The sequence below is a fragment of the Agreia bicolorata genome (assembly GCF_000938265.1).
In the GTDB taxonomy this organism is placed as follows: domain Bacteria; phylum Actinomycetota; class Actinomycetes; order Actinomycetales; family Microbacteriaceae; genus Agreia; species Agreia bicolorata.
Genome location: NZ_JYFC01000007.1, coordinates 112,810 through 138,889, shown reverse-complemented (window position 1 = coordinate 138,889; position 26,080 = coordinate 112,810). Strand labels below are relative to the sequence as shown.

25 protein-coding genes, 1 tRNA gene and 1 pseudogene are annotated in these 26,080 nt (G+C 64.8%); 5 read left to right on the top strand and 22 right to left on the bottom strand.

Going from position 1 to position 26,080, the window contains the following annotated elements; all coding sequences use genetic code 11:
• Nucleotides 1-20 precede the first annotated feature (20 nt).
• Entirely contained in the window at nt 21-575 is a 555-nt protein-coding gene (locus TZ00_RS15230) for a YceI family protein (protein WP_044442972.1), read from the bottom strand.
• Between the two features lie 164 nt (nt 576-739).
• Here TZ00_RS15230 and TZ00_RS15225 point away from each other — a divergent pair, with 164 nt between their 5' ends.
• Nucleotides 740-1,369, top strand: a complete 630-nt coding sequence (locus tag TZ00_RS15225) for a mycothiol-dependent nitroreductase Rv2466c family protein (RefSeq protein WP_044442971.1) — start codon at nt 740-742, stop codon at nt 1,367-1,369.
• Between the two features lie 49 nt (nt 1,370-1,418).
• On the top strand, nt 1,419-2,600 hold the full coding sequence (locus TZ00_RS15220; RefSeq protein ID WP_052521625.1) for a coiled-coil domain-containing protein: 1,182 nt from the start codon (nt 1,419-1,421) through the stop codon (nt 2,598-2,600).
• A 14-nt stretch (nt 2,601-2,614) separates the two neighbouring features.
• Here TZ00_RS15220 and TZ00_RS15215 read toward each other — a convergent pair whose 3' ends face one another.
• Nucleotides 2,615-3,439 carry a UbiA family prenyltransferase gene (locus TZ00_RS15215; RefSeq protein ID WP_238579714.1) on the bottom strand — a complete coding sequence of 275 codons (825 nt, stop codon included), beginning with the start codon at nt 3,437-3,439 and terminating at the stop codon, nt 2,615-2,617.
• Nucleotides 3,440-3,485: 46 nt separating this feature from the next.
• Complete coding sequence (locus tag TZ00_RS15210) at nt 3,486-4,001, bottom strand: MarR family winged helix-turn-helix transcriptional regulator (RefSeq protein ID WP_044442969.1); 516 nt, start codon at nt 3,999-4,001, stop codon at nt 3,486-3,488.
• Between the two features lie 40 nt (nt 4,002-4,041).
• Between TZ00_RS15210 and TZ00_RS15205 the strand changes: the two genes are divergently transcribed.
• A complete protein-coding gene (locus TZ00_RS15205) occupies nt 4,042-5,082 on the top strand; it encodes an FUSC family protein (RefSeq protein ID WP_044442968.1) in 1,041 nt (346 codons plus the stop codon).
• Here TZ00_RS15205 and TZ00_RS15200 read toward each other — a convergent pair.
• From TZ00_RS15200 to rplU, 14 genes and pseudogenes are all read right to left on the bottom strand, one after another.
• The gene (locus TZ00_RS15200; RefSeq protein WP_044442967.1) at nt 5,059-6,693 is read right to left on the bottom strand and encodes an MDR family MFS transporter; all 1,635 of its coding nucleotides are present in this window, start codon (nt 6,691-6,693) and stop codon (nt 5,059-5,061) included. The genes TZ00_RS15205 and TZ00_RS15200 overlap by 24 nt on opposite strands.
• A gap of 26 nt (nt 6,694-6,719) precedes the next feature.
• Entirely contained in the window at nt 6,720-7,352 is a 633-nt protein-coding gene (locus TZ00_RS15195) for a TetR/AcrR family transcriptional regulator (RefSeq protein ID WP_044442966.1), read from the bottom strand.
• Nucleotides 7,353-7,490: 138 nt separating this feature from the next.
• Nucleotides 7,491-7,577 (bottom strand): annotated as a pseudogene (locus tag TZ00_RS20645) (hypothetical protein); the annotation flags it as partial.
• 131 nt (nt 7,578-7,708) lie between these two features.
• Complete coding sequence (locus TZ00_RS15185; RefSeq protein ID WP_238579713.1) at nt 7,709-9,106, bottom strand: glycosyltransferase family 39 protein; 1,398 nt, start codon at nt 9,104-9,106, stop codon at nt 7,709-7,711.
• Between the two features lie 292 nt (nt 9,107-9,398).
• A tRNA-Ala gene (locus TZ00_RS15180) sits at nt 9,399-9,474 on the bottom strand.
• Nucleotides 9,475-9,582: 108 nt separating this feature from the next.
• Entirely contained in the window at nt 9,583-9,960 is a 378-nt protein-coding gene (gene rsfS / locus TZ00_RS15175) for a ribosome silencing factor (RefSeq protein ID WP_044442963.1), read from the bottom strand.
• 6 nt (nt 9,961-9,966) lie between these two features.
• Nucleotides 9,967-10,965, bottom strand: coding sequence for a hypothetical protein (locus TZ00_RS15170; RefSeq protein WP_044442961.1), 999 nt, complete (start codon nt 10,963-10,965; stop codon nt 9,967-9,969).
• Nucleotides 10,962-11,564: a nicotinate-nucleotide adenylyltransferase gene (nadD, locus tag TZ00_RS15165; protein WP_078715275.1), complete on the bottom strand. Its 603-nt coding sequence runs from the start codon at nt 11,562-11,564 to the stop codon at nt 10,962-10,964. Before nadD ends, TZ00_RS15170 begins: the two co-directional genes overlap by 4 nt.
• A gap of 12 nt (nt 11,565-11,576) precedes the next feature.
• Nucleotides 11,577-11,798, bottom strand: coding sequence for a hypothetical protein (locus TZ00_RS15160; protein ID WP_044442958.1), 222 nt, complete (start codon nt 11,796-11,798; stop codon nt 11,577-11,579).
• Between the two features lie 57 nt (nt 11,799-11,855).
• Nucleotides 11,856-13,124 carry a glutamate-5-semialdehyde dehydrogenase gene (locus TZ00_RS15155; protein WP_044442956.1) on the bottom strand — a complete coding sequence of 423 codons (1,269 nt, stop codon included), beginning with the start codon at nt 13,122-13,124 and terminating at the stop codon, nt 11,856-11,858.
• A gap of 16 nt (nt 13,125-13,140) precedes the next feature.
• A complete protein-coding gene (gene proB / locus TZ00_RS15150) occupies nt 13,141-13,914 on the bottom strand; it encodes a glutamate 5-kinase (RefSeq protein ID WP_174436083.1) in 774 nt (257 codons plus the stop codon).
• Nucleotides 13,915-13,925: 11 nt separating this feature from the next.
• On the bottom strand, nt 13,926-15,440 hold the full coding sequence (gene obgE, locus TZ00_RS15145) for a GTPase ObgE (RefSeq protein WP_044442952.1): 1,515 nt from the start codon (nt 15,438-15,440) through the stop codon (nt 13,926-13,928).
• Between the two features lie 92 nt (nt 15,441-15,532).
• Nucleotides 15,533-15,787 carry a 50S ribosomal protein L27 gene (gene rpmA, locus TZ00_RS15140; RefSeq protein WP_044442950.1) on the bottom strand — a complete coding sequence of 85 codons (255 nt, stop codon included), beginning with the start codon at nt 15,785-15,787 and terminating at the stop codon, nt 15,533-15,535.
• A 14-nt stretch (nt 15,788-15,801) separates the two neighbouring features.
• A complete protein-coding gene (gene rplU / locus TZ00_RS15135; protein ID WP_044442947.1) occupies nt 15,802-16,110 on the bottom strand; it encodes a 50S ribosomal protein L21 in 309 nt (102 codons plus the stop codon).
• 268 nt (nt 16,111-16,378) lie between these two features.
• On the opposite strand from rplU, the gene TZ00_RS15130 reads away from it, so the two are divergent.
• Nucleotides 16,379-16,657, top strand: a complete 279-nt coding sequence (locus TZ00_RS15130; protein WP_044442945.1) for a DUF4031 domain-containing protein — start codon at nt 16,379-16,381, stop codon at nt 16,655-16,657.
• Nucleotides 16,658-16,687: 30 nt separating this feature from the next.
• Here the strand turns inward: TZ00_RS15130 and TZ00_RS15125 are convergent, their stop codons facing one another.
• A complete protein-coding gene (locus TZ00_RS15125) occupies nt 16,688-19,285 on the bottom strand; it encodes an Rne/Rng family ribonuclease (RefSeq protein WP_044442943.1) in 2,598 nt (865 codons plus the stop codon).
• 314 nt (nt 19,286-19,599) lie between these two features.
• Here TZ00_RS15125 and TZ00_RS15120 point away from each other — a divergent pair, with 314 nt between their 5' ends.
• Complete coding sequence (locus TZ00_RS15120; protein WP_338010798.1) at nt 19,600-20,214, top strand: vitamin K epoxide reductase family protein; 615 nt, start codon at nt 19,600-19,602, stop codon at nt 20,212-20,214.
• Nucleotide 20,215: 1 nt separating this feature from the next.
• On the opposite strand, the gene ndk is transcribed toward TZ00_RS15120, so the two are convergent.
• From ndk to ileS, 4 genes are all read right to left on the bottom strand, one after another.
• On the bottom strand, nt 20,216-20,632 hold the full coding sequence (gene ndk, locus TZ00_RS15115) for a nucleoside-diphosphate kinase (RefSeq protein WP_044443109.1): 417 nt from the start codon (nt 20,630-20,632) through the stop codon (nt 20,216-20,218).
• 69 nt (nt 20,633-20,701) lie between these two features.
• The gene (locus TZ00_RS15110) at nt 20,702-21,103 is read right to left on the bottom strand and encodes a DUF4233 domain-containing protein (protein ID WP_238579712.1); all 402 of its coding nucleotides are present in this window, start codon (nt 21,101-21,103) and stop codon (nt 20,702-20,704) included.
• On the bottom strand, nt 21,100-22,515 hold the full coding sequence (locus TZ00_RS15105; protein ID WP_084606186.1) for a bifunctional folylpolyglutamate synthase/dihydrofolate synthase: 1,416 nt from the start codon (nt 22,513-22,515) through the stop codon (nt 21,100-21,102). Before TZ00_RS15105 ends, TZ00_RS15110 begins: the two co-directional genes overlap by 4 nt.
• Complete coding sequence (gene ileS / locus TZ00_RS15100) at nt 22,508-25,894, bottom strand: isoleucine--tRNA ligase (RefSeq protein WP_084606184.1); 3,387 nt, start codon at nt 25,892-25,894, stop codon at nt 22,508-22,510. The genes TZ00_RS15105 and ileS overlap by 8 nt, the downstream gene beginning before the upstream one ends.
• Nucleotides 25,895-26,080: the final 186 nt, after the last annotated feature.

The following is a 26,080-nucleotide window of genomic DNA, read 5'->3' as shown; positions in this document are numbered from 1 at the left end:
GATGATCCGCTGAGAGGTGACTACTTCTGGAGCGAAGCCTGAAGGTCGATCGTGATGGTGACCTCGTCGCCGACGAGGACTCCGCCGGCCTCGAGGGGCGCGTTCCAGCTGACGCCGAAGTCGTTGCGGTTGATCTTGGTGGTCGCGGTCAGTCCGGCCTTGTAGTTGCCGTACAGGTCGTCCTGGAATCCGCCGAACTCGAGGTCGAACGTGACCGGCTTGGTGACGCCCTTGATCGTGAGGTCTCCGTCGACGAGGAAGTCGCCGCCTTCGTAGCGGATGCCCGTCGACACGAAGGTCAGCTCGGGGTGCGAGGGAGCGTCGAAGAAGTCGTTGGTGCGCAGGTGACCGTCGCGGTTCTCGTCGTTCGTGTTGATCGAGGCGACCTCGACCTTGGCGGTCACGGTCGAGTCGAGGGGGTTCTCCGCCGTGACGAAGGTGGCGTCGAACTTCTCGAACTTGCCCTTGACCTTGCTGATGAGCAGGTGGCGAACGCTGAACGAGACCTCGGAGTGCGAGGGGTCGATTGTCCAGGTGCCGGCCTTGTAACCGGGGATGGTGATCGTGTCGGTCATGATTTCTCTTTTCGTCTGAGACAGAAGGGAGTGGGACAGAACCCACTTCGATACAAATGCATGTACCACCGCGATTATTCCACTTCGGTCAAACGAGATGCTGAATAGCCGGTGAATGTCGTCACGCGGCGACACAGTCCAGCGACAGTTGAGAGGATTGCAGAATGACGAATGACAACACACGCGTGGATTTCTGGTTCGACCCCTCCTGCCCCTGGGCATGGATGGCAAGCCGCTGGGTCGACGAGGTATCCGCCCACCGCGACCTCGATGTGCACTGGCACATCATGAGTCTCGCGATCCTCAACGAGAACAACGACGTGTCCGAGTCGTACCGGGCGTTCTTCCCCCGCGCTCTGCGCTATGCGCGCGTCGTGGCGACCGCCGAGGCCGTGCACGGCGAGGCGACGCTCAAGCCGCTGTACGACGCGCTCGGCCGGCGCATCCATCTCGACGAGCGGGCGACCGACGTCGAGGCCGTGGTCGCCGAATCTCTCGCCGAGGCAGGCCTCGACGCGTCGCTCGCCGATCGCGCGCTTCCGGATGCCGATGGCCGGTTCGAGTTCGAGGCCGAATTGCGCGCGTCCCACCGCAGCGGCATCGACCTGGTCGGCGACGACGTCGGAACCCCGATTATCGCGGTGAACGGTGTCGCGTTCTTCGGCCCCGTCATCTCTCCCGCCCCGCGTGGCGACGAGGCACTCGCCCTGTGGGACGGCGTCGTCGCCGTGGCGTCGTATGACGGGTTCTTCGAACTCAAGCGCAGCCGAACCCGCGACCCGATCTTCTCCTAAAATCCCGGTAATCCCGGGATTCGAAAATGCTTCGCATACTCTGGAGACCATGGCACACTCCGTTCTGAGATTCTTCGGCGTGCTCGCGACGGTCACAGCACTCGTCGCGGCGCCGTTTGCGAGTGCCGCCGCCGGCCCCCTCCGCACGGACGACTACCCGACGTGGGACGAGGTACAGGCGGCCAAGCAGAACGAGGCGGCCGCACAGACTGAAGTCGACAGAATCACCGCCAAGCTCGACGAGCTCGAGGCCACGGCCACAACCCTCACCAACGAGGCGTTGAAGCGAGGCCAGGAATATCTCGTCGCGACGTACAACCGAGATGCGGCGCAGACCTCAGCCGACGATCTCGAGACCAGAGCAACAGATGCCGCCGCGAAGGCGGACGCTTCGAGGCGGCAGGTCGGTCAGATCGCCGCCCAGCTCTACAAGTCCGGTGGCGACAACGGCACGGTGAACCTGCTGTTGAACGGCGACAAGTCGACAGAGCTGCTCTACAAGCTCGGCACTATGAGTCAGCTCACGGCCCAGACGGTCGGTCTGCGCGACGCCGCTGAGATCGCCGCAAACAACGCGTCTTCCCTGAGAGCCCAGGCCGATGCTGCGCTGGCCGAGCGCGACCGGCTCTCGACGGCGGCCGAAACAGCGCTCGGCGCGGCGAAAGACGCACAGGCCGCGGTCGATGCGCAGGTCATCGAGGAGAAGGCGCACAGTGCCACTCTCTACGAGCAGCTCGCTGCACTGAAGAACACCAGCGCAGCGGCCGAGCAGGGCTACCGAGAAGGCGTGGCGAAGGCCGCCGAAGAGGCCGCGCGCAAAGCCGCGGCCGACGCAGCGGCAGCGGCCGCGGCAGCAGACGGCGGCAGTGACAGTGGCGGAAATGGCAGCGCCTGGGTTCCCGACTCCGGCTCTGTCGCGTCACCCGACGAGGCGAAGCAGATCGCGTTCAACCTTCTGGGCTCGTACGGCTGGGGCGGCGATCAGCAGAGCTGTCTCGTGCAGCTCTGGACGGGCGAGTCTGGCTGGCGTGTCAATGCTTACAACCCCGACAGCGGTGCCTACGGAATTCCGCAGTCGTGGCCGGCCAACAAAATGTCTTCGGTCGCCGATGACTGGCCCACGAATGCCCAGACGCAGATCATCTGGGGTTTGAACTACATCCGCGACGCGTACGGCACCCCGTGCTCCGCCTGGAACAAGTGGCTGTCCAGGTCGCCTCACTGGTACTGATCAGCTGATTCTGGTCAACGCCCGACGAGACTCGATCCGGCCGTTGTCAGCAGAATCACGTCGACCACTGCGCTGGCGATGATCAGCTGAAACAGCAGCCGCGTCGGCGGCCGGGTAAGCGCCAAGGTTGTCCCCGCGATCGCGATCGCGACGCCCACGACGAGTCCGATCACCGCAACGACGATCAGCCCGGGTTCCGATGTCGCGATACCGACGGATGCGATGAGCGAGGCGATCGCGAGCGACACGAAGGCGACAACCGCAGACGGCCGGCGACCGAGAATGTGAGGCAGGCCGCGCACCCCCGTGCGCGCATCGTCGTCGAGGTCAGGCAGAACGTTGGCGAAATGCGCCCCGAAGCCCAGAAGCGCTCCGACAACGATCGCCCACCACACCGCGGGCCGAGGCTCGGCCAAAGACAGCGTGACGAACAGAGGAAGCGTTCCAAACGTGATCAGATAGGGCACGCCCGATGCCGGAGTGCGCTTGAGCCACGCGTTGTAGCTCCAGCCCGAGGCGATTCCGATGATGTTGACCAGCGCGGCGAGCGGCCCCAGGAGCAGAGACACCGGCACGGCGACGACCGCGGCGGCGATGGCCGCACCACGAACCGTCGAGCGACTCACAAGACCGGATGCGATCGGCTTGTCCGGGCGCGCAACGGCCGAATCGCGATCGGCATCGATCCAGTCGTTGCTCCACCCGATCGACAGCTGACCAGCCAGCATCGCGGCTCCTACCAGCACGATCCGCGCCGGATCTACACCGATTCCCACTGCGAGGATGACGGTCACCAGAGTGACGGCCACCGCTGGCCCCGGATGAGACGCGGCGATCATCCCCCGGAGCATATGTCGAAGTATAGAGACAGGTCGTGCACGAGCATCAGGATCGTTCGATGCTGGCCAGGAGCAGCGTGAGCGATCTCTCGAGCGCAACACGCTCTTCACTCTTCACTCCCGCGAGCAGAGAATTCTCCGCCGCGAGCTGAAGCGGGAACACCTCATCGACGAGGTCACGACCCACCGCCGTCAACGCGATCAGCGCTCCACGGCCGTCAGCAGGATTCGTCGAACGATCCACCAGGCCGCGTCGCTCAAGGGACTTCAGTCTCTTGGTGGTCGAGGGAGCCGTCGCCAAAGAGATCGTGCGCAGCTCCCCCGGCGACCTCGGCCCCGCAGAGCGCCTCAGCACGGCCAGAATGTCGAACTCGCCCCGAGTGAGCCCATGGGCGGCCAGCACCTCGTCGCTGTGATGCACGATTCGGGCGGCGCTTCGCAGCACCCGCCCCACCACGCCGATGGCAGCGAGATCGAGGTCCGGCCTGAGACGGCGCCACTCAGCCTGAATGGTGTCGATCGCGTCCCCCGCAGGACTCTCATCACCACGTACGTAGCTCATGGAGCCTCCACAAAAATAATTTACTAGTAAACTATATCCAATGAGCTCACCCACCCTGCCCCATCCCCGCCAGCTCGTGGCGTTCGGCCCGCACGGAGGCGCTCACACAGTAGCCGTGCGCGCGGGCATCTCGATGGCCGTGCCGCTGATCGCGCTGTGGCTCACCGACCACCTCGACCTGTCGCTCTATGCGGCGTTCGGGGCATTCACCGCCCTCTACGGCCGCAACCACAGCCACCTCCCCCGCCTCCGCATGCAGTCGCTCGCCGCAGCGATGATGGTCTCAGCCGTCGTCATCGGAACGACCGTCGGCGTGTTCGGCGCGCGCGAGTGGATCGTCGTGCCGGTCGTGGCCGTTGTCGCCGCTCTCGTGACGATTTTCTCGAACGCCGCCGACCTGCATCCGCCCGGCGCGCTGTTCGCGACCTTCGCGGTCGCTGCATGTGCATCCGTTCCGAGCACGCCCGCATCGATCGGCCTGGCATTGACCGTCGCATCCGCCAGCGCCGCGATCTCTCTGGCCGTGGGCGTCATCGGCTTCGTGCACCCGTCGGCGCGGCTAAGACCGCGCTCAACCTTTTCCGTCTCGTTCCGCGACGCGATGGAACGCCCCGAGAACGTGTCGACCATCGCCAGACTCGTGATCGGGATCCTCATCGCCGGAGCCATACCCACCATCGTGGGCGTCGGGCATCCGTACTGGGCGATGGTGGCGGTCGTCGCAGCCCTATCGGGGCCGGATGCGACGGCGCGCCTCGTGCGCGCCGGTCACCGAATCCTCGGCACGATCATTGGCCTCGGCCTCGCTGCGCTTCTCTTCGCCGCCGATCTTCCGGCACCCGCGACCATCGCCGTGGTGGTCGTGCTGCAGATGACGGCCGAGCTGTTCATCGGCCGCAACTACGGCCTGACCATGGTGTTCGTCACCCCGCTCGCTCTCTGCATGATCGAACTGGCCCACACGGTCGACGGCGGCGCGCTCATCACCGACCGCCTGATCGAGACGGTCTTCGGCGCCGTCGTCGGCATCGTGCTCACGTTGCTGTGGCGGCCACGCTCATCGGCGATCGTCCACCCGTGAACGATCGGCGCCCTCGACGGCGGACGAAGGCGCGCTGGCTCCCGACCGCTCGGCGGCCTCGAGTCGCTCCGCTTCGTCTCCCCCGATAGCTTCGCCGCGGGCGACGAGCCCGGCCACATCTGACAAAGGGATCTGCTTGAGGAACAGCGAGAGCAGGAATGCCAGCCCAATGAAGGGCAGCAGATACCAGAAGACAGGAGCCAGGGCGTCGGCGTAGGCACTGACGATCCCATCGCGAACACTGTCAGGCAGCTGCGAGAGCGTCTGCGGGTCGAGCGTCGAGGTGGAGGCCGCGGCATCCGATGCACTGGCGCCTGCGTTGGTGAAGACCGTCGTGAGGTTCTCGGAGAGGCGGGTGGTGAAGATCGTGCCGAACACGGCCACACCCAACGAGGCGCCGACCTCACGGAAGTAGTTGTTCGTGCTCGTCGCGGTGCCCACCATCGACGGGTTCACCGAGTTCTGCGCCACCAGAACGACGACCTGCATGATGAGGCCAAGGCCGGCCCCGAAGACGAACAGGTAGACGCAGATAAGCCAGATGGGAGTATCGGCGGCCAACGTGGTCATGGCGACCATCGCCGCGGCCGTCAGAAGCGTTCCCACGATCGGGAAGAGCTTGTAGCGGCCGGTGCGCGTGATCGCTATTCCCGAGACGATCGAGGTGCCGATAAGGCCGGCCATCATGGGCAACATCAGCAGACCGGATGCAGCGGCCGACGTACCCGACGACATCTGCAGGAACGTCGGGATGAAGCCGATCGCGGAGAACATACCGAGACCCAGCGTAAGCCCGATCAGGGTCGCGTTGACGAAGGTGCGGTTCTTGAAGAGAGCAAGCGGGATCACCGGGTCTTTCGCCCGCGCCTCGACGATGACGAACAGGATGGCGGCGACGATCATGCCAGCCCCGAACATCCATGTCTCGGGCGCGGCCCATCCGTGATCGGTCTTGTCTCCCCCGAAATCAGTGAAGAAGATGAGGCAGGTCGTGAAGGCCGACAGCAGGATCACGCCGAGGATGTCGATCGGCTGCGTGGCCTTCTTGCTCGGCAGGCGGAGTGCGAACCAGGCGATCGCGAAGGCGGCGACGCCCACGGGGATGTTGATATAGAACGCCCACTGCCACGTGAGGTGGTCGACGAAGAAGCCCCCGAGCAGAGGGCCACCGACGGCAGAGAGGCCGAAGATCGCACCCAGCGGTCCGAGGTACTTTCCGCGCTCGGAGGCGGGAACGATGTCGGCGATGATGGCCTGAGACAGGATCATCAGGCCGCCGCCGCCCAGGCCCTGAATGGCGCGGAAGACGATGAGCTGGGTGAAGTCGCCCGCGAACGCACAGCCGACCGACGCGATCGTGAAGAGCGCAATGGCGATCAGAAAGAGGTTGCGGCGGCCGAGAACGTCGCCGAACTTTCCGTAGACGGGCATCACGATAGTGGTGGCGAGCAGGTAGGCCGTGGTCAGCCAGACCTGGTGCTCGACGCCGCCGAGCTGCCCGACGATGGTGGGCATGGCGGTGGAGACGATCGTCTGGTCGAGGCTCGACAGGAGCATGCCGGCGATGAGTGCGCCGAAGATGATCCAGATGCGCCTCTTCGTGAGGAGCATAGGCCTCTCGGCGGTGGAAGCAGTGGTCACGGGTGGGCCTTTCGAGGAGTGGGGTCGGCCATCACGAGGCGTGCGGCTGACAGAGAGTCGGTGAGGATGGAAGCGAAGTCGTGGGGCCCGGCGAGAGTGTGCACGCGGTCGCCCGCGCTGCGCAGCAGGCCAAACAGAATGTGCACGACGGCCTGGGCCCGCGGATCATCAGCCGGAACACTCTCGCGTTCGGCGACGAGGGCTGTCATCTGCCGCTCGCGCTCTTTGCTCATGCCGATAAAACGCTGGAGCAGTCGCGGCTCGCGGTCGAGAGCAGCGAAGAAGTCGGCGTGCTCGTGGACCGTGCCCTCTAGCGCGCCGAAGTGTTGGATGACCAGCTCGAGCAGGTCGTCGATCACGACGGGCCAGCCGCGCGATTCGCGGGCCATGAACTGGCCTGCGAACACCTGAGAATCGGCCTCAGGATCGGCGCCGATGACCGCGTCTTCTTTGGTTCGGAAGTAGTTGAAGAACGTGCGCCGAGAGACGCCGACCTCGTCGCAGAGCTCCTCGATCGTGAAACCGGCGAGACCCTTCTGCGCGGTGAGCCGTCGAGAGACCGAGGTCAGACGCGAGGCCGTCTCAACCCGGCGCTGCTCACGCCGATCGACCGTTGCACTTTCATTCACAGAGTGCAGTATTGCACTTTGTAGCCCATGGTGCAATCTTGAGACGGAGAACGGGAGATCATGCCCCCGCGAGCACCATTCCCCGGAGCGGAGACGACCGTCGGCGATGGTGACACTGATCCACGTCGGGATGCCGAGTCCGGCGATTTCCGTCGAGATCGCGTCGACCTCGGCGCACAACGGAATCTTCTCGACGGCAAACAAATCGGGTTTCGCCGTGGCCATGGCTCGCAGTCGCCGCCGATGCCACCCGCGCCCCAGCGGCGAAGAACTCGCGGTGAGCCCGTCGAATCTCATCCGGCGCATCGAGCAGTATCTGCGCCGACCAGAGAGGTGAGCTCAGATCGCCAATGGGGCTACCGCTCGTACAACGTGACTAGAGAGCGGTTCGTTGCGGACCGTTCCCTGACGCTGTAGCCCGAAGCCGCGAGGATCTCGTGTGCCGATACGTTCGCAGTCGCATCCGAGCCACCAGCAGTCACAACCCATATCCTGTCCACTCCCGTCAGCAATAACGGGAGCTCGTTGAGCGATGCTGTTCGATCGGAGAACGTTCCCGTAGCCACAAACGACTGCTCGAAGCCGATGTCGACCAGCCCAGCGAACGATCTCGGATAGGCGTATAGAGCCTGTCGAGGACGACTGGGGCCACTTCCCTTTTCAAGATAAATGGCGTCCCCAAGCTCGGAATGCTCGGCGACATAGTCGGAGATTTGCGCGAGATCGCTGCCCCCGTTCTTGGCGAGCGGTTCGCGCTGCCCCACATAGGTGGGGAGGGTAGCGACGACGATCACAGCGACAAAGGTCCAGCCAAGAAGTGGTTTCGCCCAAAGCTTGATGGCGATCGCCAACAGAATGGCCATGGCTGGAGCGGTGACCGCAAGATACCTGCCTGTGTAGAGAGGACCGACGACAGCGTCGGCCATCAACAGCGTCGTTGTCGGCACGATGAACCAGACGCAAGCAAGGAGGCACAACCAGCGCTCCTCGCTTGCCAGGATCACACGAGCTCTCAGCACAAGCAAGAGGAGTCCTGCCCAGGCGAGTAACGCGACGAGCCAGGAGGTTTCGAAAACCGGCGCACCAAAGATGGCCCATGGGTTCACGGCAGATTGCTCTGACAACCATGAAATTTGGTCTCGCTGATGAACCGCTGCGAGAAATATCGGCGTCGAGAGCACGACGGCAGCGAGAACCGAAAGGAACCAGCTGCCCAGAACACGGCGACCCCCACGCGCAAGGGTGTATATGAGATGAGCCCCCACGAGCAACGCCGCGTAGAGAAAAACATAGATCGCCACAGTCAAGAGAACGGAGTACAGGACCCACCAACGTCGCCGTCTGAGCTCCGTTGCCTGCACCAGTGCGATCGTCATCCAGATCACCAGGGCGATGTTAAGCGCAAACGAGCGCGACTCGATACCGAGGAATGTGATGCGCGGAAGCACGGCAAAGATGACTCCGGCCATGACGGCAGTTGAGGTCGTTGATAGTAAAAAGACGAGGCGAACGAGGCCTGCGGCCGCGAGACCGATGCACGCGGCAGACAGAGAGCGCGTGGCAAGTTCCGATTCGCCAAAGACTCCGGTCCAGACCTTCAGTACGCAGTAGTAGGCGACATGAACACCGTCTATGTGGCCCGTAAATTCGAAAAGTTCCTGCCATGTGAGCCGTGCCGCACGAAGAGACGCGACCTCGTCACTCCAGTAGGAGGGCACCCATGACCCGAGCACCGAGACGACTGCGGCAAACACCCCGACGAAGATCGCCGCGCCCGTTGGCCCGGGCACTCGGGTCGTAGCCGCATTTATGGTTCGCTTCTCGGCCTGACTGTGCGTAGCGCTGCCGAACATCAAGCCCCCTGAGAGTGCATCCGAGCCTACTTGACCACGAGATTGTCCAGAACGCCGTTACCGGTTCTGCCGGAAGCAGAGATCAACGTGCCACTCGACATAGCCAGAAACGACAAAACCGCCCCAGAGGGCGGTCTTGTCAATTCTCGATCCGGAGCACTACTTCATGTCATGGGTTCTCGTAGTAACCATATGGTGGAGCTGAGGGGATTCGAACCCCTGACCCCCTGCATGCCATGCAGGTGCGCTACCAACTGCGCCACAGCCCCGTTCATGTTCCCTCCCTGCGCTTTCGCACCGGGCCGAAACAACTTACCTAGCTTACAACATGGATCCCGCCGAAGAAAAATCGAGACGCGATCCGGTTGCTGTCAGCGTCAGGCGCTGGCCTCCGACGAGGCGACCTCGATCGGAACGACCGGGCAGTCCTTCCAGAGACGCTCGAGAGAGTAGTACATGCGGTCTTCCTCGTGAAAGACGTGCACGACCACATCGCCGAAGTCGAGAAGGGCCCAGCGGCCCTCTGAGAGACCTTCACGGCGCAGAATCTTGACGCCCTGCTCTGCGAAGCGATCGATGATCTCCTCGCCGATAGCGACGACATTGCGCTCGTTGCGGCCTGAGGCGAGGAAGAAGACGTCGGCAAGGGGAAGCGGGCCGGACACGTCGAGAGCGACGAGATCGGATGCCTGCTTCGAATCAGCAGCCGAGGCCGCGATCTGGGTGAGCTCGATGGAGCGTACTGAGGCTGTCAATTGAATTTAGAAGATCCTGAAGACAAAGGCGGCGAGCAGAAGACCCACGACGCCGATCGCGAGAACACCCGCGGTGATCGCGAGGACGACGGGCACATTGGCCCTGCCCCGCTTGGGAGGAGTGACGAGGGCGTTGTTCGACGCCCCGGTGCTGACCGCTCGACTGGCACTGACCGGTGCGACGTCGTCGCCGCTCTGCTCGGTCTCGCCGATTTCGAGAAGCGCGTCCAGGTCTTTCGACTCGATTCCCGCGGCGGGAGCGCCACTGGCGCCCATGCTCGAGGGCAGATCGATCGATCCGGTGATGATGACCTCGCCGGTCTCATCGAGAGCCGTGCCCATGTCCATGCTGCTGGGAACAGCAGGAAGAACGAGCGCGCTGGTCTGCGATGAGTTGGTCGATCCGACAGTGCGCGACGAGATCAGGTCGTCGAACGAAGCGTCGGAGTCGTCGACCTTGGCCGGCGCCTCGACGTCGGGGACGACGGCCGGCGGCTGGAAGATGGGCGCGAGAATCGGGCCGCTCGAGAGCGACTCTACGGTGATCTCGGTGACGGAGTCACCGTCGTCAGGGTCGTCATCGATCGGCACGTCGTCAATGACGAGCTCTTCGACAATGGGCTTCGGCTCGGAGGCCTCGGGCGCGAAGCTCGAGATCGGGTCGGATGCGCCGCGCGCGCCGACCGGAGACGGCATCTGCTGCGGCGCCTCGCGTTCGAACGTCGGAATCGCCTGAGTCGGTTCTTCGACGACGACGGCGTCTTCGACGACCTCGGTGACATCGGATGCCTGGCTCGCCTCGGCCTCGGAGGTCGCGGGCTGCTCGGAAGGAATCTCGGGCGCCTGCTCAGCAGCGGGCTGCGAGGCGGCGTCGGCCTCGGCTGCACGTCGCGCGGCCTCTTCCTGCACCTTGGCGGCGTCCTGCCGGTCTTTCTTGGGCATGGTGCGCTCAAGTTCGCGCAGCTGGCGCCGTGTCAGCGGCTGCTCGTCGGGAGACAACGTCATTCAAAACTCCGATATAGATGGTGCTTGGTGATGTACTGTACGACACCGTCGGGTACCAAGTACCACACCGGAAAACCCCGGCCCACCCGGCCGCGTATGTCAGTGGACGATATCGCTAGAGCCGGAACTTCCAAATAGCTTACGTCTTCATGCGGCAAAGCGGAAATGGACAACGGATGCCCTGGCCGCGAGACGGCTACGAAGTGAGCCAGCGACCAGAGCTCTTCGGCGTTTTTCCATCCCAGGATCTGGGCAATGGCGTCGGCGCCGGAGATGAAGAACAGGTCGGCATCAGGGCGCTGCTCGTGCAGATCGCGCAGGGTGTCGATCGTGTATGTGTCGCCGACGCGGTCGATGTCGACGCGGCTCACGGTGAAGCGCGGGTTCGACGCGGTGGCGATGACCGTCATCAGGTAACGGTGCTCGGCCGGTGTAACGACCTTCTTCTGCCACGGCTGACCAGTGGGCACGAAGACAACCTCATCGAGGTCGAACGACTGGGCCACCTCGCTGGCGGCCACGAGGTGCCCGTGGTGAATGGGGTCAAAGGTGCCACCCATCACACCGATCCGGGCGCGCCGGCCGCTCGTGGAGCTCACGTTGTTCGGTGCCTAGTGGTCTGCGCCGGTGCGGTCTGCGTGTCCGTGAGGATCGTGGCTGGCCGCATATGCTGCGGACTTGCGCGGGTGGCGGTTGGCGACATCGCGGTAGCTCCACATCACAGCGGCCAGTGCGGTGAAGATGACGAAGGCGATGAGTCCGAAGACGATGGCCGGGAACGGCAATTCGACGTGGGCCTCAGCTTCGGCCAACAGGCTGGTCACAACTGACATGGTTCTCTTTCGTCGTCGGCGGCGCGCAGAAAATAACGCGGTCGATAAAGGATACCGCTACGAGCGCACCTGCCCCGTTCCCCGCACCAGCCACTTCGTGCTCGTGAGCTCGGGAAGCCCCATCGGGCCGCGGGCGTGCAGCTTCTGGGTGGAGATGCCAACCTCTGCTCCGAAGCCGAACTCGCCCCCGTCTGTGAAGCGAGTCGAGGCGTTCACCATCACAGCCGCGGAGTCGACCTCGCGCAGGAAGCGCTCGGAGTTGGACAGGTCGTTGGTGATGATCGACTCAGTGTGGTGCGTCGAGTACTGGCGGATGTGATCCATCGCCTCGTCGAGGCCGGCAACGACCCGCACAGCGAGGTCGAGTGTCATGTACTCGGTCGCCCAATCCTCGTCGGTGGCCTCTACCGCATCGGGAAACAGCGAGAGCGTGCGGGCATCGCCATGGATAGTGACACCGGATGCCCGCAGCGCACCGAGCACGCCGGGGAGTAGTCGGTCCGCAGCGCCCTCGTGCACCAGCAGTGTCTCGAGCGCGTTGCACACACTCGGACGCTGCACCTTGGAGTTGTGCACGATGGCGGTGGCCATCTCGAGGTCTGCGCTGGAGTCAAGGAAGATGTGCACGATGCCGGCACCGGTCTCGATGACCGGAACCGTCGACTCCGTGACGACGGTATTGATGAGGGCCGCGCTGCCCCGGGGAATCAGCACGTCGATGTATCCCCGGGCCGTCATAAGCGCGGTCGCACCCTCACGGCCGAATTCGTCGATGGTCTGAGCCGCCTCTCGCGGCAGGCCGACCGAATCGAGTGCTGTCTGAAGGAGATCGACGAGCACCCTATTGGTGTTCTCAGCCGCGGAGCCGCCTCGCAGAACGACAGCGTTGCCGCTCTTGATGGCGAGCGCGGCGATGTCGATCGTGACGTTGGGTCGAGCCTCGTAGATCGCTCCGACGACGCCGAAGGGCACGCGCACCTGCTCGATGCGTACGCCGTTCGGAAGCGAACGGCCACGCACGGTCTCCCCCACCGGGTCGACCAGGCCGACGAGATCGAGAGTTGCCGACGCGAGTGCCTCGATGCGTGCGTCGTTCAGAGTGAGCCTATCGAGAAGCCCGGCGGCGAGCCCGTTCTCGCGCCCGTTGGCGAGGTCGAGATCGTTGGCCTCGACGATACGCGGCACGTTCGCCCGCAGCTGTTCCGCGACGGCCGAGAGCGCGGCATTCTTCACGTCGGTCGTCGCCTGGGCGAGGCTCAGCGCAGAAATGCGCGCGGCATCCAGTTTCTCGGTGAACGTGCTGGAGGCCAGTGTCGAAAGGGGCATAACGCCCAGTTTACGGCTAGGGGGCCGCGTCGAACCAGGTTCCGACGGGCTCACCTGCGAGGGCCTGCGCGGCCTGCGGCGTCGAAGTCAAAATGACCGCCGTTCCGTTGCTGGCCGCATAACGGGCGGCCGACACCTTGGTCGTCGCGCCACCCGTGCCGAGACCCGTTCCCACGTCGCCTACGACGACACCGTCGAGCTCATCGCCGTAAGGCACGTGCGAGATCAGGATGGCGCCCGGCTCGAGGGGCGGGCGCGTGTAAAGGGCGTCGACGTCGGAGAGCAGCACGAGCAGGTCGGCCTGCACGAGCTCGGCCACGAGCGAGGCAAGCCGGTCGTTGTCGCCGAAGCGGATCTCATGGGTGGCCACCGTGTCGTTCTCGTTCACGATGGGCAGGATGCGCAGGCCGAGCAGGCGCTCCATTGCGCGCTGCGCGTTCGAGCGCGGCGTGGGGTTCTCGAGGTCACCGGCCGTGAGCAGCACCTGGCCCGCCACGATGTCGAAGCGGTCGAGGCTGTCTTGATAGCGGTAGATGAGCACGTTCTGCCCCACAGCCGCCGCCGCCTGCTGGGTAGCGAGATCGGTGGGGCGGGAGTCGAGCTGCAGATAGGGCATGCCGGTCGCGATCGCGCCCGAGGAGACGAGCATGATCTCGACGCCGCGACCGTGCGCCTCGGCCAGAGCATCGACGAGTGGCGCGATCTGGCCGGCGTTGTCGCCGGAGATCGACGACGAGCCCACCTTTACGACGATGCGTCTCGCGCGCTCGATGTCGCTGCGATCGGCCAACCGAACGCGGGTCACTCCTCGTCCGTGCTGTCTTCGCGCCAGAGTCCCGCCTCTTTCTCGCGCACGAGTTCTGCGCGGGCCTCGGCCTTGGCGTCCATGCGCTCGAAGTACTCTTCGCGGCGCTGGTTGCTGGTGCGTCGGCCGTCTTTGAGCAGTCGAGGGTCGAGACCGCGAGGCGCGGTGACGAGCTCGGCCGTCGAGGTCATCGTGGGCTCCCAGTCGAATACCACGCCGTTGTCGAGGCCGATGATGACCGTCGAGCCTGCCTGCGCGCCCTTCTTGAAGAGCTGGTCTTCGACGCCGAGCTTGGCCAGACGGTCGGCGAGGAAGCCAATCGCCTCTTCGTTCGTGAAGTCGGTCTGCTGCACCCAGCGCTCGGGCTTCGTGCCGAGAACGCGATAGATGTTTCCGCCCGAACCGCCCTCGACGCGCACGGTGAACCCGGCTTCGTCGACGGCACGGGGACGCATAACGAGGCGAGGCTTCGGCGGAGCATCGATGAGCGCCTGCCTACCCTCTTCGACGAGCTGGGCAAGAGCGAATGACAGAGGCTTCAGACCCTCGTGACTCACCGTGGAGATCTCGAACACGCGGTATCCCCGCGCTTCGAGCTCGGGCGTGACGAAGTCGGCGAGCTCACGCCCCTCCGGCACGTCGATCTTGTTCAGAGCGATGAGCTGCGGACGTTCGAGCAGCGGGATCTGCCCGTCGGGAACCGGGTACGCGGCGAGTTCGGCGAGAATGATGTCGAGATCGGAGATCGGATCGCGACCCGGCTCGAGCGTGGCGCAGTCGAGCACGTGCAGCAGCGCGGTGCAGCGCTCCACATGGCGAAGGAATTCGAGGCCCAGCCCCTTGCCCTCGCTCGCACCCTCGATGAGGCCGGGAACATCGGCGATCGTGTAGCGGGTCTCCCCCGCCTGAACGACGCCCAGGTTGGGGTGAAGAGTCGTGAACGGGTAGTCGGCGATCTTGGGCTTCGCGGCAGAGAGCGCGGCGACGAGACTCGACTTGCCAGCGGACGGGTAGCCCACGAGGGCGACGTCTGCGACGACCTTCAGTTCGAGTCGAACGTCGCCCTCGAAGCCAAGCGTTCCGAGCAGAGCGAAGCCCGGAGCCTTTCGCTTTGTGTTCGCCAGCGCGGCGTTGCCGAGCCCGCCCTGGCCCGCCTCTGCAACGACGACGCGCATGCCTGCGTCTGTCATATCGGCGATCTCAGTGCCGTCTGCGTCTTTCACGAGCGTTCCGATAGGCACGCTCAGCACGAGTTCGTCGGCGTTCGTACCGCTGCGGTGGTCGCCCATGCCGGGGCCGCCATTCTCGCTGCGACGATGCGGCGAGCGGTGGAATCCGAGAAGGGTGGTGACGCCGGGGTCGGCTACGAGCACGATGTCGCCGCCGTTGCCGCCGGTTCCGCCGTCGGGGCCCGCGAGCGGCTTGAACTTCTCGCGCTTCACCGACACGCAGCCATTGCCGCCATTGCCTGCGCGGAGGTGGAGTGTCACATGGTCAACAAACGTTGCCATCTGCTCTCCTAACGTTGATGTTTCTGTGAAAAACGAAGAATGGCAGGAGCGGGCCGAAGCCCGCCCCTGCCATCTGTGCCTGCGAGGTGGTGCTACTCGCCTGCCACGATGTTGATGACCTTGCGGCCACCCTTGTGTCCGAACTCGACCGAACCAGCGGCCAGTGCGAACAGGGTGTCGTCGCCGCCACGGCCGACGTTCACGCCGGGGTGGAAGTGGGTGCCGCGCTGGCGAACGATGATCTCGCCCGCTCCAACGACCTGGCCACCGAAGCGCTTGACGCCCAGACGCTGTGCGTTGGAGTCACGACCGTTGCGAGTGGAACTCGCGCCCTTTTTATGTGCCATTAGCTCTTCCTGCCCTACTTGATTCCGGTGACCTTGACGCGGGTCAGGTCTTGACGGTGACCCTGGCGCTTCTTGTACCCGGTCTTGTTCTTGAACTTCTGGATGACGATCTTCGGGCCACGGAGGTCTTCGAGAACCTCGGCTGTGACGGTGACCTTGGCGAGCGATGCGGCGTCGAAGGTGATCTTGTCACCGTCGACGAGCAGCACGGCGGCCAACTCGATGTTGCCGTCTTTGTCGGCCTTGATGCGGTCGAGGGTGACGATCGTGCCGACCTCTACCTTTTCTTGCCGACCACCGGCGCGCACAACTGCGTAAACCACTTCAGTACCTATTCTCTAGAGAGCGAATGCCCACAAAACTCGATTGACACGCGGGCTGAGCCAAGCGCGCGCCAACGGACAACTTTACGTCACACTCGCGCTCCGGTCAAACCCGGAGCACGTTGATGAGCGCCTTCCCCCGAGGGTTCGGTCGAGGTCTTTGCGCTCTCGACAGCATAACAGCCTCTGGTCACGGCCGGAGCCAGGTAGCGCGACGGCCCGACCCCGAAGCTCAGAAGCGTCGCACAGCCGTACACTCGAGAAGATCATGACCGTGCTCATCGACTGGCCCATCTGGCCCGCTCACGGCACCATCTGGGGCCACCTCGTCAGCGACTCGTCGCTCGATGAGCTTCACGAGTTCGCGCGCGCTGCCGGTCTGCCCGCGCGCAGCTTCGACCTCGATCACTACGACGTGCCCATCGCGCGCCACGACGAACTCGTCGCGGCCGGGGCCCTGCCGGTGAGCTACCGAGATCTCGTGCGGCGACTCGAGCGCAGCGGGTTACGCGTCAAAGGCCGCGATCGTCCCGATGCGGGGCGATAGCGGCCTCTGACGAGTGCTGCGGCCTGATTGCTACTGCTGCTGCTCCTCGGGCGTCGGAGCCGAGAGAGCTGCCGTGCTCACGCGCCGGCTGCGCGAGCGTCCCTGACCGGGCTGCTTGGGCTCGGGAAGAGCGCCGAGCACCGAATCGAGAAGCACTTCGGCGTCTCGGTTCGAGATGCGGCGCTGAGCTGCCGGTGCCTTCGCTACGGGGATGTCCAGGATCTCGATGGCCGGAAGCTCTGCGGCGGCCGGAGCTGCGGCGGCATCCGTGGCCACGGGCGCCTGCGGAGCCTCGGCAGCCGAAGACGACTCGGCGCTCTCGACATCGACCACGGGCTTCGACTGGCGCGCGCGGCGGTTGCCCTTGCGACGCGACGAGGTCAGCGCATCCGAGGCCGACGCATCCGGTGCTGCCTGAACGCTTTCAGACACCGGAGCGGCCTCGACGGGAGCCTCGACCGACGGCGCCGACGCGGCCTTGGCCGCCTCGGACTGCTCCTGGGTGATGATGTTCACCGCGCCCGTGTGTGTGGCGATGGTCGACGCGGCGATCTTGGCGAGCGCGTTCTTGGCGTCGTCGGTGATGCCGTGGGGCTTGGTAGCGGGAACGCTGTGCGACGACGAACTGCTCGACGAACCGTTGCCGGACGAACCGTTTGAGCCATTGCCATTGCCGTTGCCGCCGTTGCCACGACCCGAGCGACGACGCTCCTGCTGGGGCGCTCCTGACGAGGCGGGTGCGCTGCCGGTCCCCCGGTGTTTCACGACGGGATCGTGATGCACGATGACCCCGCGCCCGGCGCAGACCTCGCAGGCCTCGCTGAACGACTCGAGTAGTCCGAGACCGAGCTTCTTGCGCGTCATCTGCACGAGACCGAGCGAGGTAACCTCGGCCACCTGGTGCTTGGTGCGGTCGCGACTGAGGCATTCGACCATGCGTCGCAGCACCAGATCGCGATTCGTCTCGAGAACCATGTCGATGAAGTCGACGACGATGATGCCGCCGATGTCGCGCAGTCGCAGCTGGCGCACGATCTCTTCAGCGGCTTCGAGGTTGTTCTTGGTGACGGTCTCCTCGAGGTTTCCGCCGGAACCTACGAACTTGCCGGTGTTGACGTCGACGACGGTCATGGCCTCGGTTCGGTCGATCACGAGCGATCCGCCCGACGGCAGCCATACCTTGCGGTCGAGTGCCTTCTCGATCTGCTCCGAGATGCGGAACTCGTCGAACGCGTCGCGATCGCCCTCGTAGCGCTCGACCCGGTCGAGCAGATCGGGAGCGACCTGGCCCAGGTACGTCTCGATCGTCGAGCGAGCATCGTCACCCGAGATGACGAGACGCTGGAAGTCCTCGTTGAACACGTCGCGCACGATCTTGATCAGCAGATCGGGCTCGGAATGAAGAAGGGCGGGCGACTGCTGCTTCTGCACCGCGGTCGAGATCTCGGCCCACTGCTTGGTGAGGCGGCTCACATCGAGGGTCAGCTGTTCTTCAGTCGCACCCTCCGAGGCGGTGCGCACGATCACGCCGACGTTATCGGGCAGCACCTCTTTGAGGATCTTCTTGAGGCGCGAACGCTCGACATCGGGAAGCTTGCGAGAGATGCCATTCATCGATCCATTGGGCACGTACACGAGGTAGCGACCAGGAAGCGAGATCTGGCTGGTCAGGCGGGCGCCCTTGTGGCCGACCGGATCTTTTGTGACCTGCACCAGAACGGTTGCACCCGGCTTGAGGGCGAGTTCGATCTTGCGCGCCTGGTTTCCGCCGTTGGGGTTCTCCGCGGCTGCGGCGTCCCAGTCGACCTCACCCGAGTACAGCACGGCGTTGCGGCCGCGTCCGATGTCGACGAAGGCAGCCTCCATGCTGGGAAGCACGTTCTGCACCTTGCCGAGATAGACGTTGCCGATCAGCGACGCGTCCTGCGCCTTGGCGACGTAGTGCTCGACGAGCACGCCGTCTTCGAGCACGCCGATCTGAATCTTGTTGTCTTTGGCCCGCACGACCATTACCCGATCGACCGACTCGCGGCGGGCAAGGAACTCGGCCTCGGTCACGACAGGACGACGGCGACCCGCATCCCGACCGTCACGGCGACGCTGCTTCTTGGCCTCGAGGCGGGTCGAGCCCTTGATGCGCTGGGGCTCGGTGATGAGTTCCGGCTCAGGGCGCGGTGCGCGCACCTTGACGACGGTGTTGGCCGGGTCGTTGTCTCCCGGCCTGTTGTCTTCGCCAGAACGACGACGGGAGCGGCGCCGCACCGAGGTGTCGGGACGATCGTCGTCGTTACGCTCGTCGTCGTCACGCGGGGGCAACGGCTGGATATCGGGCGCTTGGAAGATCAGCGAGGTGGTCGGCCGCCGCACTGGAGCCTGAACGGGCGCGTCCGTCTGCACGGTCGGCTCGAGAGGAGCGAGTCCGGGGTGCTCCTCGTCGAAGGCCGGCGCAATCTCTTTCGAGGCGGCAGGCGCCTGGGCCGGAGCGTCGGTTACCGTGGGGGGCACGGGAGGGGCCGCTGCTGCAGGCGCCTCAACGGCCTTCTTCGCCGACTTGCGACCTCCGAAGAGGCGTTTGCGCGGTGCTGATTCTGCGTTCGATGAACTTTGGTTGTTGTTGTCTTCCACCATTGCTGGTGCACTCCTTGCCGAACCGGTGGCCGCGCCACCCGTCGGTACTCTCCAGAGCGAGCCCGTCGCCTGAGCGACGACCTCGCCAATCCTTTACACGGACAGCCGGCGACATAGGCTCTGGCTGCCTTTACGTGTACTTCTTTTGTGACTGTACATCTGTATTCGGATGAGGCGGGCGACCGATGAGGTTGCGCCTGCTTTCGTTCCGACAAGCCTTCTTTGGCGTCTTCCCGGACGCGGCCAGGAGGACTGACGCCAATTATCGCACGCATTCTCAGAATGCGTGTTTTGCCCTGTGTCATAATCCGACCGTGGTGGATACGACGATCAAGACGAGACGGCCCTTCATTTTCGCGATCTTCCTGGTCGTGGCCGGGGTGATCGGGTGGATTGCCGCGTTCGACCTCACGCTGGAGAAGATCGACACTCTCATCGATCCCTCCTACAGTCCGAGCTGTGACATCTCGCCCCTCGTGCAGTGCGGTGTGAACATGTCGAGCGCTCAGGGATCGGTCTTCGGCTTTCCGAACCCGATCATCGGCGTGGCCGCATTCATGGCCCCGATCATCGTGGGCGTCGCCATTCTCGCGGGCGCACGATTCGCGGCGTGGTTCTGGATCACGTTCAACGCGGGCGTTCTGGCCGGGATCGTCTTCGTCGCCTGGCTGATCTCGCAGAGCATCTTCGTTCTGGGAACACTCTGCCCCTACTGCATGGTGGTGTGGAGCGTGATGATCCCGATGTTCTTCTACGTGACCGTCTTCAATCTCAAAGAGGGCCACTTCGGCAACTCGGGCGCGTCGCGACAGATCTTCGCCCGCCTCTACCCGTTCACCTGGATTCTCGTGCTTCTCGGCTACCTCGCTATCGTCGTGATGGCGCAGTTGAGGCTCGACGCCATCACGACGATCATTCTGTACAGCTGATCTAGCCGAACCAGATGGCGAGTTCGCGCTGTGCGGACTCGGGCGAGTCGCTGCCGTGCACGAGGTTCTGCTGAACCTTCAGTCCCCAGTCACGGCCCAGGTCGCCGCGGATCGTGCCGGGCGCCGCCGTGGTCGGGTCGGTCGTACCGGCGAGTGAGCGGAAGCCCTCGATGACACGGTTGCCGGCGATGCGGATCGCGACGATCGGACCCGACTCCATGAACTCGAGGAGCGGCTCGTAGAAGGGCTTGCCCTCGTGCTCGGCGTAGTGAGCCGCGAGCAGGCTGCGCTCCGGCTCGATCAGCTTGATATCGACGAGCTGGTAGCCCTTGGCCTCGATGCGGGAGAGGATCTCCCCCGTGAGATTGCGGGCGACGCCGTCGGGCTTGATGAGAACGAGGGATTCTTCGCTCGTGATGGTCACAGAGATGTCCTTCCAGACAATGGGAAAACGTACCGTTTCACTGTAGCGAGGGTCGCTGACCGATCAGGGCTGAACGGCGGCGGCAGCGGCTTTCTCACGGTCGATGCGGGCGCCGACAACCATGCAGTAGGTCCACAGCCCCACGAAGAGCGCGCCAACGATCCACATCACCGGCACGAGAAAGGCCGACGCGATGATGGCGGCCTGCAGCACCCATCCGAAGGCGTAGCCCCAACGAAAGCGCAGGAGTCCGGCGCCGGCAACCAGCCCGACGCACAGCAGAGCACCGCCGCCGAGGGCGGGCAGGGCGGGCAGCGCCTTGAGCCCGAACGCGACGAGTGCGGCGAGAAACATCACGACGCTCTCGAAGCCCAGAACTATAGAGCCGAGGGACCGGCGCACCGAGGCCGGCCTTGCGGGCCGTGCCGGCCCGGCCTCAGCTGCCGGGGGCTGGATGTCTGTCACGGCTTCCATTTCTCGGCCTCGGCCAGGGTGATGGCCTCGCCGACGAGCGTGATCGAGCCCGTCACCAGCACGGCGCCGCGTTCGGCCTCCTCGGCGCTGTCACGAGCGACCTCCATGGCGCGCTCAAGCTCTGGCTCGACCGTCACACGGTCACGACCGACGATGCCGACGACGATCGCCGCCAGCGAATCCGCATCGATCGCGCGGTCGCTGGGCGCATCCGTGACGACGAACTCGGTGACGACGGGCTCGAGCGCCCGAACAATACCCTCGACGTCTTTATCGCCGAGAACGCCGAGAACGGCGACCACCTTGTCGAACGTGAAGTATTCGGTGATGGCCACGGCCAGCACCTCGGCCCCGCCGGGGTTGTGCGCGGCGTCGACGAGCACGGTGGGCTCGATGCCCACCAGTTGCAGGCGCCCCGGCGACGTGGCGGTAGCGAAGCCCTCGTTCACGACATCGGATGCGAGTTCGTGCGTTCCCCCACCGAGGAACGACTCGACTGCGGCCACGGCGACTGCAGCGTTCTGCGCCTGGTGGGCACCGTAAAGCGGCAGGAACAGATCGGAATACGTTCCAGCGAGCCCCTTGATGGAGACGACCTGGCCCCCAACACCGACGGCGCTGGAGATCAGGCCGAACTGCTCCCCCTGCGCAGCCAGGGTGGACTCGGTGAGCTCGGCCGCGCGCTGCAGTTCGGCCAGAGCACCGCCGGGCTGAACGGCCGTGACCACGTGCGACACCGGTTTGATGATGCCTGACTTGGTACGCGCGATCTCCTCGACGGTATTGCCCAGCCGGTTCGTGTGATCGAGCGAGATCGGCGTGATGACTGCGACCTGGCCGTCGGCCACGTTCGTGGAGTCCCACTCACCGCCCATGCCCACCTCGATCACGGCGACGTCGACCGGAGCGTCGGCAAACGACGCGAAAGCAAGAATCGACAGCGCCTCGAAGAAGGTGATGCGGGGCTCCCCCGCCGTCTCGAGCTCTCCGTCGACGATCTGCAGGAACGGCTCGATGTCTGCCCAGTTCGCCGCAAGTGCCTCGTTGCTGATCGGTTCGCCGTCGATGACGATCCGCTCGTTGAGTCGCTCGAGGTGAGGGCTCGTGAAGAGTCCCGTACGCAGACCATACGCCCGCAGAATGCTCTCGGTGATGCGACTGGTGCTCGTCTTTCCGTTCGTGCCCGTGATGTGGATCACGGGGTATGCCCGCTGCGGATCGCCGAGCAACTCGACGACGCGACGAGTGGCGGAGAGCCTGGGCTGGGGCGCGGCTTCGCCGATCCTCTCGAGAAGCGCCGTATAAACCGCGTCACCCGCGGCGACGAACTCGTCGGGATCGGTATCGTCGAGCGGACCGATGTAGCCCGACTTCTCTGGATCGGAGGACTCGTGATCAGACATTGCGGATTCCTGACTGTCGGCTCACCGCGACGATGACGTCGTCGATGTTCGCGTACTTGGCGCCGCCGATGCGAACGACGCGCTCGGGTGCGGTGTTGACCACGTTGCCGATCCACTCGGCGACCAGATCTCCACGGTACCCGTCGAGACCCGGGGTGTCACGGGGGCCCGAGATGGTGAAGTCTGTGGCAAGGGTCTCCCCCGCCACGTCGACGGTCGAGGCCCGACGCAGCGCGTCCGCGTCTGCGTCGTCGAAGAAGACGAGGTCGAGCACGATCCTGTCGCTCACCTCGAAGCCCGCCGACTTGCGAGCGTCCTGCACGGCACGGATCATGTCGCGGGCGAGACCCTCCGCCTCGAGTTCCGGGGTCGTCGCGGTGTCAAGCAGAGCGAATCCGCCACCCGCGAGCAGAGCGAGGGCCGTGTGGGCGCCGTCGCCGGCATCCTGCGTTTCGAGCACGAGCTCGTATTCGCCGTCGCCGAGGTCGATGCCTCCCGCGGTCACCACGCCGTTGCTCTCTGACCAGTCACCCCCACGTGCAGCCTTGATGACCTCCTGCACCTGCTTGCCGAGGCGCGGACCTGCGGCGCGGGCGTTCACCGTGAGCTTCGACGTGATGCCGAACTCCACGGCGCTGTTCGACTGCTGCTCGACCAGCGTGACGCTCTTCACGTTGAGCTCGTCGGCGAGGATGCCCTCGAAGGGTCGCAGGGCTTCGACATTCGAGCTCACGATGGTGAGGTTCGCGAGGGGAAGACGCACACGGAGACCGTTCTGCTTGCGCAGCGACAGCACGGTGGAGGAGATCTCCCTCACCTGATCCATGGCGTGCACGAGGGCCGGGTCTGCCGGGAACCGATTCTCATCGGGCCAGTCGGTGAGGTGAACGCTTCGGCCCCCCGTGAGTCCCTTCCAGATGCGCTCGGAGACGAGGGGCAGCATGGGGGCGGCGACCCGGGTGACGGCCTCGAGCACCGTGAAGAGGGTGTCGAAAGCGGCGGTGTCGGTTCCCGACCAGAAGCGGTCACGACTGCGGCGCACGTACCAGTTGGTGAGAACGTCGGCGAAGTCCCGCAGCTTGGCGGTCGCCAGCGTCGAATCGTAGGCGTCGAGGTCTGCCGCCACGTCGTGGATCAGCTCGCGCGTCTTAGCCAGGAGGTACCGGTCGAGCACATCGGTCGAATCGGTGCGCAGCTGCGCGTCGTAGCCTGACTCGCCCGCGGTGTTGGCGTACAGCGTGAAGAAGTAGTACGTGCTCCACAGCGGCAACAGAACCTGCCTGGTCGCCTCGCGGATCGACTCCTCGGTGACGACCAGGTTTCCGCCGCGCAGAACGGGCGAACTCATCAGGAACCAGCGCATCGCATCCGACCCGTCGCGGTCGAGCACCTCTGAGACGTCGGGGTAGTTGCGCAGACTCTTCGACATCTTCTGCCCGTCGCTGCCGAGCACGATGCCGTGGCTGACCACATTGCGGAATGCCGGGCGATCGAACAGCGCGGTCGAGAGCGTGTGCAGCGTGTAGAACCAGCCGCGGGTCTGCCCGATGTACTCGACGATGAAGTCGGCCGGGTTGTGGCTGTCGAACCAGTCCTGGTTCTCGAACGGGTAGTGCACCTGGGCGAAGGGCATCGAGCCCGAATCGAACCACACGTCGAGCACGTCTTCGATGCGGCGCATGGTCGACTGACCGGTGGGGTCGTCGGGGTTCGGCCGGGTGAGCTCGTCGATGTAGGGCCGGTGCAGGTCGGTGGGGCGCACGCCGAAGTCGGCCTCGAGTTCGTCGAGCGATCCGTAGACGTCGACCCTCGGGTACTCGGGGTTGTCGCTCTTCCACACCGGGATGGGAGACCCCCAGTAGCGGTTGCGCGAGATGGACCAGTCGCGGGCGTTCGACACCCACTTGCCGAACTGGCCGTCCTTCACGTTCTCGGGGATCCAGTTGATCTCCTGGTTGAGCGTCTCCATGCGGTCGCGGAACTCCGTGACGCGCACGAACCAGCTCGACACGGCCTTGTAGATCAGCGGGTTGCGGCAGCGCCAGCAGTGCGGGTACGAGTGCTCGTAGCTGGCCTGGCGCAGCAGACGGCCGTTCGCACGCAGCAGCTGGGTGAGCGGCTTGTTCGCCTCGAAGACCTGCAGGCCGACCACGTCGGTGACGCTGGGCAAAAAGCGCGCACCCTCGTCGACCGAGATCACCACCGGGATTCCGGCGGCCTCGCAGATCTTCTGGTCTTCCTCACCGTATGCGGGCGCCTGGTGCACGATGCCGGTTCCGTCGGTGGTCGACACGTAGTCGGCAACGAGGATGCGCCACGCGTTCTGCGTTCCCCACGTCTCGGTGTCGGCGTAGTAGTCCCAGAGACGGTCGTACGTCACGCCCTCGAGCTCGGCCCCCAGGTGGGTGCGCGAGATCGCCGCGATGGCGTCGTCGGCGGTCTCGTAGCCCAGGTCTTTCGCGTAGTTGCCCACGAGATCGCTCGCGATGAGGTACTCGTGGGATTCCCCTTCGAGCCTGTCTTCGTGCACATCGGCGGCGCCGTTCGGCCCGCCCGGCACGACCGCGTACTGGATGCTGGGGCCGACCGCGAGCGCCAGGTTCGTCGGCAGGGTCCAGGGCGTCGTGGTCCAGGCCAGGGCGCGCACGGCCGTGAGGCCGAGCGCCTCCGCCTTGGCGCCGGTGAGCGGGAACGTGACGGTGACCGTCTGGTCCTGGCGCATCTTGTAGACGTCGTCGTCCATACGCAGCTCATGATTCGAGAGAGGCGTCTCGTCGTGCCAGCAATACGGCAGAACCCGGAAGCCCTCGTAGGCGAGCCCCTTCGTGTGCAGCTGCTTGAACGCCCAGATGACGCTCTCCATAAACGTGATGTCGAGGGTCTTGTAGTCGTTCTCGAAGTCAACCCAGCGGGCCTGGCGGGTCACGTACTCCTGCCACTCTCCGGTGTAGCGCAGCACGGAGTCGCGCGACGCCTGGTTGAAGACGCCGATGCCCATCTCCTCGATCTGGCTCTTCTCGGTGATTCCGAGCTGACGCATCGCCTCGAGCTCGGCGGGCAGACCGTGCGTGTCCCAGCCGAAGCGGCGCTCTACCTTCTTGCCGCGCATGGTCTGGAACCGCGGGAACAGGTCTTTGGCGTAGCCGGTGAGCAGGTGGCCGTAGTGCGGCAGACCGTTCGCGAAAGGCGGGCCGTCGTAGAACACCCACTCGTCGGCATCCGCTCGGTTCTCGATCGACGCACGGAAGGTGTCGTCGGCCTTCCAGAAGCCGAGCACCTCTTCTTCGATCGCCGGAAAGTTCGGGCTCGGGGTGACGGCAGGGGCCGCGTGGCGGTGCTGCTCGCCGGGGGTCTCATCAGAGTTCTTGGGGTACGACATGCTTCTCCTGGACGGGCCTTCTCGTTGCCTGTTCCACGAGGACGCCTGGTCGGAAACGCTCCGACCCGCGTGGTACCACCTCGCTTGCCGACCACGACTCTTCGCCCTAATCGACCGCTTGTTCGTTGGCTATGACGGGCCAGACCCGTTCGGCTCTACTCGGCCCGCTCGCGCGTGCCTTTCTTC

What these genes read in the sequence shown, in the direction of transcription:
- TZ00_RS15155 (WP_044442956.1), bottom strand. Translation starts at nt 13,124, where the DNA reads ATGCCCCTTTCGACACTGGCCTCCAGCACGTTCACCGAGAAACTGGAT.
- obgE (WP_044442952.1), bottom strand. Translation starts at nt 15,440, where the DNA reads ATGGCAACGTTTGTTGACCATGTGACACTCCACCTCCGCGCAGGCAAT.
- TZ00_RS15210 (WP_044442969.1), bottom strand. Translation starts at nt 4,001, where the DNA reads ATGAGCTACGTACGTGGTGATGAGAGTCCTGCGGGGGACGCGATCGAC.
- TZ00_RS15220 (WP_052521625.1), top strand. Translation starts at nt 1,419, where the DNA reads ATGGCACACTCCGTTCTGAGATTCTTCGGCGTGCTCGCGACGGTCACA.
- TZ00_RS15130 (WP_044442945.1), top strand. Translation starts at nt 16,379, where the DNA reads ATGACCGTGCTCATCGACTGGCCCATCTGGCCCGCTCACGGCACCATC.
- TZ00_RS15105 (WP_084606186.1), bottom strand. Translation starts at nt 22,515, where the DNA reads ATGTCTGATCACGAGTCCTCCGATCCAGAGAAGTCGGGCTACATCGGT.
- TZ00_RS15215 (WP_238579714.1), bottom strand. Translation starts at nt 3,439, where the DNA reads ATGATCGCCGCGTCTCATCCGGGGCCAGCGGTGGCCGTCACTCTGGTG.
- TZ00_RS15160 (WP_044442958.1), bottom strand. Translation starts at nt 11,798, where the DNA reads ATGTCAGTTGTGACCAGCCTGTTGGCCGAAGCTGAGGCCCACGTCGAA.
- TZ00_RS15200 (WP_044442967.1), bottom strand. Translation starts at nt 6,693, where the DNA reads ATGCTCCTCACGAAGAGGCGCATCTGGATCATCTTCGGCGCACTCATC.
- TZ00_RS15205 (WP_044442968.1), top strand. Translation starts at nt 4,042, where the DNA reads ATGAGCTCACCCACCCTGCCCCATCCCCGCCAGCTCGTGGCGTTCGGC.
- TZ00_RS15230 (WP_044442972.1), bottom strand. Translation starts at nt 575, where the DNA reads ATGACCGACACGATCACCATCCCCGGTTACAAGGCCGGCACCTGGACA.
- rpmA (WP_044442950.1), bottom strand. Translation starts at nt 15,787, where the DNA reads ATGGCACATAAAAAGGGCGCGAGTTCCACTCGCAACGGTCGTGACTCC.
- TZ00_RS15225 (WP_044442971.1), top strand. Translation starts at nt 740, where the DNA reads ATGACGAATGACAACACACGCGTGGATTTCTGGTTCGACCCCTCCTGC.
- TZ00_RS15170 (WP_044442961.1), bottom strand. Translation starts at nt 10,965, where the DNA reads ATGACGTTGTCTCCCGACGAGCAGCCGCTGACACGGCGCCAGCTGCGC.
- TZ00_RS15125 (WP_044442943.1), bottom strand. Translation starts at nt 19,285, where the DNA reads ATGGTGGAAGACAACAACAACCAAAGTTCATCGAACGCAGAATCAGCA.
- ileS (WP_084606184.1), bottom strand. Translation starts at nt 25,894, where the DNA reads ATGTCGTACCCCAAGAACTCTGATGAGACCCCCGGCGAGCAGCACCGC.